Here is an 11,441-nt window from a genome sequence, read left to right as displayed (position 1 = left end):
TCACCTTGCTTATACCTGTCCCAGATAATCGCTTTCTGTTCTGGCGTGTAGTAAATGCGCGTTCTTCGTTTCATGGCAACGTCCCCCTTGTTTAAGGATAGCGTTGCGTCGACCCGTTGAACTCACAGCACTAAGCAGACAATCACTCCCCCCGCACTTGACACCCCACACATCATGTATCATTCTAAGTTACATGAAAACAAACAACTCACTTTCTTCAACGCTGCACATCCTGCTGCATATGGCTGATGCTGGCGTGCCGCTGACTTCGGAACAGCTGGCGGCTTTCCTCGACACGAATCCTGTCGTGGTGCGTAAGATGCTGGCCGGACTGCGCGAGCACGATATTGTTACGTCCGAAAAGGGTCATAACGGTGGCTGGAAGCTGGCGCGCGCGCTGAATACCATCACCTTGTATGACGTCTATCTGGCGCTGGGCTCCCCTTCTCTGTTTGCTATCGGCAACCGCAATCACGCGCCAGAATGCCTGATCGAACAGGGTGTAAACCGAACCATGAATGGCGCTTTCACTCAGGCGTATGAGCTGATCATCGGTCAGTTCAAACAACAAACTCTCGAGGAGATCGGTACAGAATTCTTAAATAACCCGCCACACACTTAAAACTGAGGTCAGTATGGATATAAACATCGCACACGGGCTTTCCGCATTGTGGAATTGCCTGATCATTGCCCTTGCCGCCAGCAGTATTTCCATGAGTATTACGCAGGCAGATTTATTTGAAACCATGCGTAACTGGATTGAAAAGAAAAACAATACGCTCGGCCATCTGTTTAAATGTTTTTATTGTTTCAGCCACTGGGTGGTTTTTGCAGGCATGGTGATTTATCACCCGCTGATTATTAACAGCAATTACATTGTTGCCGACTGGCTTGTATCTGCTTTCCTGACTCTTACCCTGACCACCTTTATTAATGGTCTGATGTTTAAAGTCTTCCAGTCTGCGATTTCCACGCATGTACTGAAAGCCCGCGCCCGTAAGGAATTAAGCGGCGACGCACATTAATCTATAAACAATAAAACCCGCTGGACAGGCGGGCTTTATTGTTTATCACAACATCAATCAAACGTGCGCTATCTTCTTCGCGTCCAGCGCTTTATGAATGGCGGCTTCCAGTTCGTTGATTTCAAATTTCGCTACGTAGCCGTCGGCACCGACTTTGCGCACGTGATCTTCGTTGGCGCTGCCGGAAAGGGATGAGTGGATAATCACCGGAATATTTTTCAGGAATTCATCGCGTTTGATATTCAGCGTCAGGGTGAAGCCGTCCATTTCTGGCATTTCCAGATCGGTGAGAACGAAGGAAATCTTATCAGCAATCGGCAACCCTTCGGCTTTGCACTCTTCGGCCATTTTGCGGATTTTATTCCAGGCTTCCAGACCGGTCACATGCATCTGCGCCGGGATTTCCATCATGTTCAGGCCTTTTTCCAGCATCTGACGCGCGACTTTCGAGTCTTCCGCGACAATCGCCACCGTGCCCGGTTTCAGTTTGAACGCGCTGGTTTTCTTCTTGTCCATGTCGATATTGCTGTTCGGGATGATGTCATGCAGGATCTGCTCAACATCCAGCACCAGCGCCAGACGGGTGCTGGATTTATCGGTATCCAGACGCGCGATACTGGTGATGTTGCGGCTCTTGACCCCGGATTCGGCGGCCAGCACCTGACTCCACTCGAGACGCACAATGTCGTCCACGGATTCGACGGCAAACGCCTGCGTGCTGCGGGCGTATTCCGTGACCAGCAAAATGTTCAGCCCGGTTTTCGGCACGCAACCGACCACGGCAGGCAAATCAATCACCGGAATAATTTCACCGCGAATATTCGCCATGCCCATCATCGGCGATGCCATTCCGGCGGCTTTGGTCAGTGTCGGCATCGGCACGATTTCGCGCAGTTTAAAGACGTTAATGCCAAAGAGTTCAGATTGTTCGTCTTCCGGCGAGGTTCCAAGACGGAACAGCAAAAGCTCAAACCGGTTTGATGATGTGAGATTGGTTCTCTCATCAATTTCTTTCTGAAAATTATCCATACTTTCCCCATGCCTGTCGTTATTCGTTTTTATCGGTGTTTGCGCTGTGCGTCGTTCGGAAAATAAGGATTCCGTTCTCTTTTTTTCTCAGAGGGACACTGTATTTATCGGCTGGTTCGGGGAAATTCTTTAGAGCGGGGGGAAAATTGAGCATGAAAACAACCCGACATCGTCATAATGCCGGGGCTAAACAGGATTAACCGCCGATTTTTACCAGCGTTCTGCCCTGAATTTTATTATTCAGCAAATCTTCGGCGTAACCGGGCGCCTGTTCCAGGGTGATTTCTGTTGCGGCTTGCTGATAGAAGCTTTCCGGCAGCGTACTCGCCAGACGTTCCCACACCGCCGCACGGTGTTCGGCGGGCACAGAAACCGAATCGACGCCCTGCAAACGCACGTTACGCAGAATAAACGGCATCACGGTGGTCGGCAGACCAAAGCCGCCCGCCAGACCACAGGCCGCCACGCAGCCGCCGTAGTTGGTTTGCGCCAGCACTTTCGCCAGAACTTTGTCACCTACTGTATCGATGGCACCCGCCCATAGTTGTTTTTCCAGCGGACGGGTTTCGGCAAAATCATCACGGGAGAGAATTTCGCTGGCACCCAGTTTGCGCAGGTAATCATGGGTAGATTCCCGGCCGGTCACAGCCGCAACGGTGTACCCGAGGGTATGCAGCAGCGCCACGGCTGTGCTGCCGACGCCACCGCTGGCCCCTGTCACCAGCACGGTGCCACTTTGCGGCGTGACACCCGCGTCTTCCAGCGCCATCACGCAGAGCATCGCGGTGAAACCGGCGGTGCCGATGATCATGGCGTTGCGCGCAGGCATGGCTTCCGGCAGCGGAACCAGCCAGTCACCTTTGACGCAGGCCTGCTGCGCCAATCCGCCCCAGTGGTTTTCACCTACTCCCCAGCCAGTGAGGATCACCGCCTGTCCGGCAGAATAACGCGGATCGTTGCTGCGCTTTACATGACCGGTGAAATCAATACCCGGCACCATCGGAAACTGACGGATGATTTTGCCCTTGCCGGTAATGGCCAGCGCATCTTTGTAATTAAGCCCTGACCAGCTGATATCCACCAGCACATCACCTTCGGCCATTTCCGGCAACGCAATGTCTTTTACTTCGGCCAGAGTGGCTTTGTCTTGTTGTTCGAGAACCAATGTTTTCATTTTTTCCCTCTTGATTTCAGGAGATTGAATTAATGTCGTCGTCAGCGATGCGATAGCCAACGTAATGATTGCAGGTGCTGTTTTTAAATTATGTAAGGACTGAATTTATATAAGAAGACTGCGGCGGAAATACGCCCAGAACTGGTCCAGCGGTTCGGCAGAGCGAAACAGTTTTGCCCGCATCACCGCGCCTTCCCAACCCGACCAGAAAATTTGCGCCAGCTGTTCCGGCGACGTTTTCGGCGAGAAAGAAGAGCGGATTTCGCCACTCTGTTGCGCCGCGCGCAGACAGGCTGCAATCCGGCTTTCCCAGTCACCGAGAATGGCTGTTAGCTTTTCAGGGAAATCTTCAGGCAACAGCGGGGATTCCTGGAGCAGGTTCCCCACCAGGCAACCGCGGGTAAAATTGAATTTAGCCATTCCCTGCCCGGCATGATGTACAAAGGCGTCGATGCGGCTTAAAGGTGACATTGTCACGTCCAGCAGAAACTTATCCAGCCGGTGAGCGAAGAAATCGCCGTAAGTTTCCAGCACGGCCATGCCAAAATCCTGCTTACTTTTGAAATAGTGGTAAAACGAGCCCTTCGGTACAGCGATATTTTTTATCACCGTTTCTATGCCTGCCGACAGATACCCCATCTCGGTGATCACTTCCAGACCGGAGCGGATCAGTGCTTCGCGTGTATCCGCAAACTCGCGCTCGCTTCTCGGCGGACGCCCGCGGCGCGGCTTGTTCAGTACCTGAGGATCGGCGGTAAGGTCAGCATTCATAATTTAGACCGGTCGTTTATTAATTACAGAAAGCCTACGCCGAATCGTTTTCGCAGGCAAGCGCGAGTGCCTTTCCGGCCCGATTTTTCCCTGCAAAGCAAAAGGCCCGCACGGAGTGTCCGGAGCGGGCCTTTGGTACTGATTAGTATGTTGTAACTATTTTTCGTTCACTGTCTCGCGGCGGGTTTCCTGCACGCTGTAACGGTTGGTTTTGAACGGAATATCCAGCCGTTCGCGCAGGGTGTGCGCTTCTGACGGATGCCAGTATCCGCGCGCTGCCAGCACCGGCAGAACCAGCCGGGTGATATCGTCGAGCGCTTCCGTCAGCACCGGTCCGCTGATGATAAAGCCGCTGGCACCGCCCTCTTCCACCCAGCGGATCAGGCGGTCAGCCACCTGTTCCGGCGTGCCGAAGAATTCGCCGCGTGGCAACGTCGTCTGATACGCCACTTCGCGCAGCGTCAGATTCTCCTCCTTCGCCTGTTTTTTAATGCTGTCAGTGGTCGAACGGAAGGTGTTCTGGCCTAAATCCCCCAGTTCCGGGAACGGGCCGTCCGGAGGATACTGGCTGAAATCATGATGGTCGAAGAAGCGTCCGAGATACGCCAGCGCGTCGTCGATCGAAAGCAGGGACAGCAAATACTGATATTTCGCCTCGGCTTCCTCTTCAGTTTTGCCGACTATCGGGCTGATACCGGGGAAAATCCCCACCGGGTGACGGCCATTTCTGGCGACCTGCGCTTGCAATTTTGCGGCGTATTCCTGCGCTTCTTCCAGCGTGCGGGCGTTGGTGAACACCGCATCGGCTGATTTACCTGCCAGCGCAATACCGGCATCTGAAGCCCCCGCCTGGAAAATCACCGGCTGTCCCTGCGGCGAACGCTGGATGTTCAGCGGCCCTTCCACCGAGAAAAATTCCCCCTGATGATTCAGTTTGTGCAGCTTCGCGGCATCAAAAAACACGCCGCTTTCACGGTCACGCACAAACGCGCCATCTTCCCACGAATCCCACAGCCCCTGCACCACGTTGATATATTCTTCTGCAATCTGATAGCGCAGCGCGTGCTCGGGATGATCTTTGCCGAAATTTTTCGCAGAACCGGCCAGCGGCGACGTCACCACGTTCCAGCCCGCGCGACCCTGACTGATATTGTCGATGGACGACAGCTGACGCGCCACGGTAAACGGGTCGCTGTAAGAAGTCGAAATTGTGCCCGCCAGCCCGATGCTGTGCGTGGCCGATGCCAGCGCCGACAGCAGTGCCACCGGTTCGAAACGGTTGAGAAAGTGCGGCAGTGATTTCTCGTTGATATGCAGACCGTCGGCGACAAACAGGAAATCAAATCCCGCCGCTTCGGCGCGCAACGCTAAATCACGGAAATAAGGAAAGTTCACGCTGGCATCGGCAGGCGCTTTTTCATGTCGCCACGAATTCATATGTCCGCCCGCACCGTGCAGCATCAGACCCAACTTTATACTCTTTAAAGTGCTTGAATCGCTCATGGAATTTCCTTAATGCTGGCCCGCCAGCAATTCGATGGACTTCAGACGCACCGTGGCATCTGTCAGTGGGGTGTGGATGACAAATTCATTCACGCAAAGGCGGCGTTGAATATCGCGCAGCTGCTGATGGATATCGCCGGGGGTACCGTGCAAAACGCTGAGCTTCTGCTGCTCAATGTGGTATTGAGTTGCGCCCGCCTGTTTAACGAAAGCTTCCGCCTGTTCGCGGGTGCCGACCGTAACGTGCCGGTCGCCCACGGTGACCCGAAAATTATGTTGCTCAGCCACCAGCGCTTCAGCCTGCTCATGGGTTTCCGCCGCCAGCACCGCCAGACTGACCAGCGCCTGTCCTTGTCCGGCAGAATATTCGTGATAGGCCAGCACCGATTCGGTCATCATCTGTTCCGAAGTATTGATAAAACCGGCAAACACGAAATTCCAGCCAAGCGACGCCGCCAGCCGGGCACTTTCCGGGCTGGCACCCAGCAGAAATCGCTGCGGACTGGCGGGAGGACGCGGCAACGCACGGGCTTCAGTACCTGCCAGATGGTCGTCAAGATGAGTCAGATAATGCGTCAGTTGTTGCAACTGCGCGGGAAATCCGGGAACGGCATCCGCCTGCGTATAACCACGCAAGGCTTTGGTAGAAAGCGGCAAACCGCCAGGTGCTTTTCCGATACCGATATCAACGCGATCCGGCGCCAGCGACGCCAGCAGATGGAAATTTTCAGCCACTTTATACGGGCTGTAATGTTGCAGCATCACGCCGCCGGAACCTATCCTCAGCCGGGATGTCCGTGCCAGCAGCCAGGCAATCAGCACTTCCGGTGAGCTGCCAGCCAGTCTTTCTGTATCGTGATGTTCAGAAACCCACAGGCGGTGATAGCCCAGCGCTTCGGCGTTTAGCGCGAAAGTCACCGTCGCTTCCAGCGCCTGTGCCGCCGTCTGTCCTTCATTAATCGGGCTTTGATCTAATAAACTCAGTCGGTAATTCACCGGACATTCCTTTTTATCTGACGCGATCTCATTCTATAGTGACAAAAAGAGTTCCACGAAATACGACCAAAGTTAAATAATAAAAACTCGTTTCTATAGTCAGTATTTTGCTATGCGGTTGTCTGCAAAAATAGTCTGTGCAAAACGACTATAAATTATAGCGTCTGAGTATTTAGTTATTCTCATGAGTCTGGCTAGCATGAAATGAACAGCTACAAGTGCGTAACATTCATTTCAGACAATAAGGTTATTTCATCATGAGCATTTCACTTGCCGAAGAAACAAAAAATATCGCACCCGACAATGCATCAGGAGACAATGCATCAGGATTAGAAGAACAACTCATCGCCTGGCGCCGTGAATTACATCAGCATCCTGAATTATCCAATCAGGAGTTTGTGACCACGCAAAAAATCACCCAGTGGCTGAATGCCGCCGGGATCCGCATTTTATCCCTCGGATTAAAAACCGGCGTGGTGGCGGAAATCGGGCCGGAAAACGGGCCAATCGTTGCGTTGCGCGGTGACATCGATGCGCTGCCGATTGAGGAAACGTCCGGCGTGCCGTTCAGTTCACAGCAGCCCGGCGTAATGCACGCCTGCGGACATGATTTCCATACATCAGTGATCCTTGGTGCCGCATATTTACTTAAGGCGCGGGAAGATCAGCTGCCGGGTCGCGTGCGGTTGTTTTTCCAGCCTGCGGAAGAACGATTTGGCGGCGCGTCACAGCTGATTAAAGCCGGTGCGCTGGAAAATGTGGATGCCATTTTTGGTCTGCACAATGCGCCGGAATTACCGGTCGGCACCTTCTCCACCAAAGGCGGCGCGTTCTACGCCAACGTGGATCGCTTCCAGATAACCGTGACTGGCAAAGGCGCGCACGCCGCGCATCCGGAAGAAGGCGTCGACAGTATTGTCACCGCCAGCCACATCGTGACGGCGCTGCAAACCGTGGTCAGCCGCAATGTCAGCGCCCAGGAGGCGGCGGTGGTCAGCGTCACCCGCATTGAAGGCGGCAATACATGGAACGTGTTACCTCAAACCGTGGAACTCGAAGGCACGGTGCGCACGCACAACAGCGAAATCCGCGAACAAATTCCGCAGCGTATCCGCAAAGTGATCGCCGGTGTGGCGGACGCACTGGACGCTAAAGCCGAATTACACTGGTTTGGCGGGCCACCGGCGGTGGTTAATACGCCACGCTGGGCCGAGTTCAGCCTGAAAGCGGCTGACGAATTTGGCTATAAAACCGAAGTTGCGCAGGCACAAATGGGCGGTGAGGACTTTGCGTTTTACCTGCACCACGTGCCGGGGGCATTTGTCAGCATCGGTTCCGCCAGTGATTTTGGCCTCCACCATCCGCAATTTAATCCGGACGAATCGGCTATTTATCCTGCGGCGGAATATTTCCAGCAACTGGCTGAGAAAGCTCTGGATGAATTAATTTCGCAGTAACTAAACCGTTTAATTTTATGCACATGACGCCCGGAAATTTCGGGCGTTTTTCGTGGTTTTTAAACCTGTGTGTATTTTCACTTTCTCTCTTTGATTATTTAATTTTGTTGTTTTACATCCCTGTAACACTCGGGAATAGTGAAAGCGTCACTTCACCGTTATCACCAAACAATAAGCCACCACACAATAAGAATGCAGGGTAAAAATAATAATGATGAAACATAGCGTAAAATTAGCAGCTATAAAGACCACGGGTATCGTGGCGTTATTAAGTCTTTCCACGCTGGCCTGTGCCGCGCCGGGTATTGATCTGGTGGCCAATGAAACCCCGGTTAATACGCCGAAAAGCCCGGAAGCCGTGGCAAAAATCCCGGCTAACTTTAAGTTCGTCGAACCGGGCACGCTGACTGTAGCACTGGCGGTTCTCGGCAGCGCCCCGCCATTCGGGTTGTATGCCCGTGATAACAAAACCGTGATTGGCAGCGAAGCCGACATCGCCCGTCTGGTGGCGGATGGTTTAGGCCTGAAACTCAAAGTGGTTCCGGCTTCATGGGAAGACTGGCCGCTGGGCGTGACGTCGGGGAAATACGACGCAGCCATCTACAACATTACTGTCACCAAAGATCGCAAAACTAAATTTGATTTCGCGACCTATCGCCAGGACACGCTGGGCTTTTACGTGAAAAACGACAGTAAAATTACCTCCATTACATCCGCGCCGGATATCGCCGGTAAACGCATCATCGTCGGTTCCGGCACCAATCAGGAAGCCGTATTGCTGGCCTGGGACAAAGAGAATCAGGCCAAAGGATTACCTGCGCTGAAACCGCAATATGTCACCGATGACGCCGCCGCCACGCTGGCGATTCAGTCTGGCCGCGCCGACGCAACTTTCGGGCCGAACGTGACCGGTGCTTACAAAGCGCTGCTGACCGGCAAAACCAAACTGGTCGGCACAGTGCCGGGCGGCTGGCCGAAGACCGCCAATATCGCCGTCACGCTGAAAAAAGGTAACGGACTGGTGGATGCCGTTCAGGCGTCGCTTAACAGCGCCATTGCCAGCGGTGCTTATATCAAAGTGCTGGACCGCTGGGGCGAAAGCGTTGAGAAAATCGATCATTCAGAAATTAACCCGCCGGGACTGGGCGATTAATCAGAGGACGCCATGATGAGCGAAGACGTATTTATCCAGACCGTAGCGGAAGACCCGATGATTGCGCCGGTAATTCAGGGCTTGTTCGGCGAATACCGTGAACGCTACGGCGACTATTTCGCCAGTAAGGAACCTGAGGATGACAGCGTATTCGCCAGACCGGACGGCGCGTTTATTGTCCTGCTGAGAAACGGAGCGCCCATTGCAATGGGCGCGTATAAGCGGTACGACGCACAAACCGCCGAACTGAAACGTATCTGGACGGACCGGTCGCTGCGCCGTCAGGGCCTGGCACAAAAGATTCTGCATGAACTGGAACGCCGCGCCGCCGCTTACGGATACCGGCAGGTGTTTCTCACTACCGGTTTCCGCCAGCCGGAAGCTGTCGGTTTATATCTGTCTCATGGTTATCAGCCGCAGTTTGACACACGGCTGGATCCGGAAGTGTATTCCCGACCACCTTATGACGGGCGTCTGCCGTTTACCAAAAAACTGACCGCCGACGTTCCGGTGTCGTAATCAGCAGCAAACAGAAAGAGAAAGACTATGAGCGAAAATGCCCCTTCATCTGTGAATCATCCCCCGCTGAAAGTGGTGCCAGCACGTTATCCGTGGCGGCTGGCCGGTGCAGTCTTTTCAGCGTTTATTTTATTAGGGATTATTCAGTCGATTGCGACAAATTCTCGCTGGGAATGGGGCGTGTTCCGGCAATGGTTTTTTGACCCGGTGATTTTATCTGGCCTTGGAAAAACGTTGTTACTCACCCTGCTGGGAACCGTGTTTGGCGTGATTTTCGGTACCGCTCTGGCACTCGCCCGCCTGTCGAAATCTTACTTACTGAATGCGCTGGCCTGGGGTTACATCTGGCTCTTCCGCTCTTTGCCGCTGTTGCTGGTGTTAATTATCCTCTACAACTTTTCCTATCTGTACGACAACCTGTCGCTGGGCATTCCGTTCACCACGATCTCCTTTTTCAGCACGCCAACCGTTGATTTACTGGATCAGTTTTCGGTTGCCGTTCTCGGTCTCTCGCTGGTTCAGTCGGCCTATACCGCAGAAATTATCCGCGGCGGCATTTTAGGCGTTGAGCACGGACAGCACGAAGCCGCCGCTGCGCTGGGTTTACCGGCCTACCGCCGTACCTTCCGCATTATTTTGCCGCAGGCGCTGCGCTCGATTCTGCCGACTGGTTTTAATGAAGTGATAAGCCTCGCGAAAGGCACGTCGATTGTTTACGTGCTGTCTATGCCGGAGCTGTTTTATACCGTGCAGGTGATCTACAACCGCACGCAGCAAGTGATCCCGCTGCTGATGGTAGCAACCATCTGGTATCTGCTGATCACCACCGTGCTGTCGGTTTTACAGTATTACGTCGAGCGTTATTTCTCGCGCGGCACCGTTCGTCAGGTCGCGCCCACTCCGTTGCAGCGTCTGCGTCAGTGGCGCGTCGCCCGTCCTCAGTAAAGGGAAAATTCTATGTCCGAAGCCTTTGATTTATTCGTTAACCGCCCTGCAGAGGCTCCCGCAGAAACACCGTTTGTGCATAAACCGCACACTGCGACGGTCGGGCGCATCGACATCAGCAATCTGAGCAAATATTACGGCGCACACAAGGCGCTGGATAACGTCAGTCTGAGCATCGAACCGGGCACGGTGACGGTGATCCTCGGCCCTTCCGGCTCGGGAAAGTCCACGCTGCTGCGCACCATTAATCATCTGGAACGTGTTGATGAAGGTTTTATTCAGATTGACGGCGATTACATCGGCTACCGGCGTAAGGGCGACACGCTGTATGAACTGAAAGAACGCGCCATTCTGAAACAGCGCACACACGTCGGTTATGTGTTCCAGAATTTCAATCTGTTCCCGCACATGACCGTGCTGGACAATATTATCGAAGCGCCCGTGGTTCACGGATTACTGGGCCGCAAACAGGCTATCGCCCGCGCCTATGAACTGCTCGACACCGTGGGGCTGCGTGAAAAAGCGCAGGCCTGGCCGCGGCATTTGTCTGGCGGACAGCAACAGCGCATCGCGATTGCCCGCGCACTGGCACTCAATCCGAAAGTGATGTTATTTGATGAACCCACGTCAGCGTTGGATCCCGAACTGGTGGGCGAGGTGCTGGACGTGATTAAGAAACTGGCGCAGTCAGGCGTTACGCTGGTGGTGGTGACACACGAAATTGGCTTTGCGCGGCAGGTGGCCGATCAGGTGGTATTTATGGTGGATGGCGCGATAGTGGAAACCGGCAGCGCGGCGCAGGTTCTTGACCGCCCACGGCATGCACGCACCCGTCGCTTTCTCGAAAAAGTGCTGTAAATTCAGACTGT

At 53.8% G+C, this 11,441-nt stretch carries 12 protein-coding genes; 7 read left to right on the top strand and 5 right to left on the bottom strand.

Annotated elements, in window-relative coordinates:
* The first annotated feature begins 193 nt into the window (after positions 1–193).
* Together J1784_RS12545 and J1784_RS12540 are read left to right on the top strand one after the other, a co-directional pair.
* Positions 194–622, top strand: coding sequence for an Rrf2 family transcriptional regulator (locus J1784_RS12545; RefSeq protein ID WP_217149501.1), 429 nt, complete (start codon positions 194–196; stop codon positions 620–622).
* Between the two features lie 13 nt (positions 623–635).
* Entirely contained in the window at positions 636–1,025 is a 390-nt protein-coding gene (locus tag J1784_RS12540; protein WP_217149500.1) for a DUF1360 domain-containing protein, read from the top strand.
* A 57-nt stretch (positions 1,026–1,082) separates the two neighbouring features.
* On the opposite strand, the gene J1784_RS12535 is transcribed toward J1784_RS12540, so the two are convergent.
* The 5 genes from J1784_RS12535 to J1784_RS12515 all read right to left on the bottom strand — a co-directional run bounded on the left by J1784_RS12535 (position 1,083) and on the right by J1784_RS12515 (position 6,498).
* A complete protein-coding gene (locus tag J1784_RS12535) occupies positions 1,083–2,054 on the bottom strand; it encodes a chemotaxis protein (RefSeq protein ID WP_217149499.1) in 972 nt (323 codons plus the stop codon).
* 196 nt (positions 2,055–2,250) lie between these two features.
* Complete coding sequence (acuI, locus tag J1784_RS12530) at positions 2,251–3,228, bottom strand: acrylyl-CoA reductase (NADPH) (RefSeq protein ID WP_217149498.1); 978 nt, start codon at positions 3,226–3,228, stop codon at positions 2,251–2,253.
* A gap of 105 nt (positions 3,229–3,333) precedes the next feature.
* A complete protein-coding gene (gene acuR / locus J1784_RS12525; RefSeq protein ID WP_217149497.1) occupies positions 3,334–3,999 on the bottom strand; it encodes an acrylate utilization transcriptional regulator AcuR in 666 nt (221 codons plus the stop codon).
* 156 nt (positions 4,000–4,155) lie between these two features.
* Positions 4,156–5,502: an LLM class flavin-dependent oxidoreductase gene (locus J1784_RS12520; protein WP_217149496.1), complete on the bottom strand. Its 1,347-nt coding sequence runs from the start codon at positions 5,500–5,502 to the stop codon at positions 4,156–4,158.
* A 9-nt stretch (positions 5,503–5,511) separates the two neighbouring features.
* The gene (locus J1784_RS12515) at positions 5,512–6,498 is read right to left on the bottom strand and encodes an MsnO8 family LLM class oxidoreductase (RefSeq protein ID WP_217149495.1); all 987 of its coding nucleotides are present in this window, start codon (positions 6,496–6,498) and stop codon (positions 5,512–5,514) included.
* 257 nt (positions 6,499–6,755) lie between these two features.
* Here J1784_RS12515 and J1784_RS12510 point away from each other — a divergent pair, with 257 nt between their 5' ends.
* From J1784_RS12510 to J1784_RS12490, 5 genes are all read left to right on the top strand, one after another.
* Entirely contained in the window at positions 6,756–7,955 is a 1,200-nt protein-coding gene (locus tag J1784_RS12510; RefSeq protein WP_238485505.1) for a M20 peptidase aminoacylase family protein, read from the top strand.
* A gap of 211 nt (positions 7,956–8,166) precedes the next feature.
* Positions 8,167–9,108: an ABC transporter substrate-binding protein gene (locus J1784_RS12505; RefSeq protein WP_217149494.1), complete on the top strand. Its 942-nt coding sequence runs from the start codon at positions 8,167–8,169 to the stop codon at positions 9,106–9,108.
* A gap of 15 nt (positions 9,109–9,123) precedes the next feature.
* Positions 9,124–9,627 (top strand): GNAT family N-acetyltransferase, encoded by a 504-nt coding sequence (locus tag J1784_RS12500; protein WP_217149493.1) that lies wholly within the window; start codon positions 9,124–9,126, stop codon positions 9,625–9,627.
* Between the two features lie 27 nt (positions 9,628–9,654).
* Positions 9,655–10,572, top strand: coding sequence for an amino acid ABC transporter permease (locus J1784_RS12495; RefSeq protein ID WP_217149492.1), 918 nt, complete (start codon positions 9,655–9,657; stop codon positions 10,570–10,572).
* Between the two features lie 12 nt (positions 10,573–10,584).
* A complete protein-coding gene (locus J1784_RS12490; RefSeq protein WP_238485504.1) occupies positions 10,585–11,430 on the top strand; it encodes an amino acid ABC transporter ATP-binding protein in 846 nt (281 codons plus the stop codon).
* Positions 11,431–11,441 lie beyond the last annotated feature (11 nt).

The sequence above is a fragment of the Rahnella ecdela genome (genome assembly GCF_019049625.1).
Taxonomy (GTDB): Bacteria; Pseudomonadota; Gammaproteobacteria; order Enterobacterales; family Enterobacteriaceae; genus Rahnella; species Rahnella ecdela.
Note: the sequence above shows the minus strand (reverse complement) of the source record. Positions and strands in the feature narration are given on the sequence as shown.

Bases quoted from the DNA above. Each gene is read 5' to 3' on its own strand.
- J1784_RS12545 (WP_217149501.1), top strand. From the start codon at position 194: ATGAAAACAAACAACTCACTTTCTTCAACGCTGCACATCCTGCTGCAT.
- J1784_RS12540 (WP_217149500.1), top strand. From the start codon at position 636: ATGGATATAAACATCGCACACGGGCTTTCCGCATTGTGGAATTGCCTG.
- J1784_RS12535 (WP_217149499.1), bottom strand. From the start codon at position 2,054: ATGGATAATTTTCAGAAAGAAATTGATGAGAGAACCAATCTCACATCA.
- acuI (WP_217149498.1), bottom strand. From the start codon at position 3,228: ATGAAAACATTGGTTCTCGAACAACAAGACAAAGCCACTCTGGCCGAA.
- acuR (WP_217149497.1), bottom strand. From the start codon at position 3,999: ATGAATGCTGACCTTACCGCCGATCCTCAGGTACTGAACAAGCCGCGC.
- J1784_RS12495 (WP_217149492.1), top strand. From the start codon at position 9,655: ATGAGCGAAAATGCCCCTTCATCTGTGAATCATCCCCCGCTGAAAGTG.
- J1784_RS12520 (WP_217149496.1), bottom strand. From the start codon at position 5,502: ATGAGCGATTCAAGCACTTTAAAGAGTATAAAGTTGGGTCTGATGCTG.
- J1784_RS12510 (WP_238485505.1), top strand. From the start codon at position 6,756: ATGAGCATTTCACTTGCCGAAGAAACAAAAAATATCGCACCCGACAAT.
- J1784_RS12500 (WP_217149493.1), top strand. From the start codon at position 9,124: ATGAGCGAAGACGTATTTATCCAGACCGTAGCGGAAGACCCGATGATT.
- J1784_RS12505 (WP_217149494.1), top strand. From the start codon at position 8,167: ATGATGAAACATAGCGTAAAATTAGCAGCTATAAAGACCACGGGTATC.
- J1784_RS12490 (WP_238485504.1), top strand. From the start codon at position 10,585: ATGTCCGAAGCCTTTGATTTATTCGTTAACCGCCCTGCAGAGGCTCCC.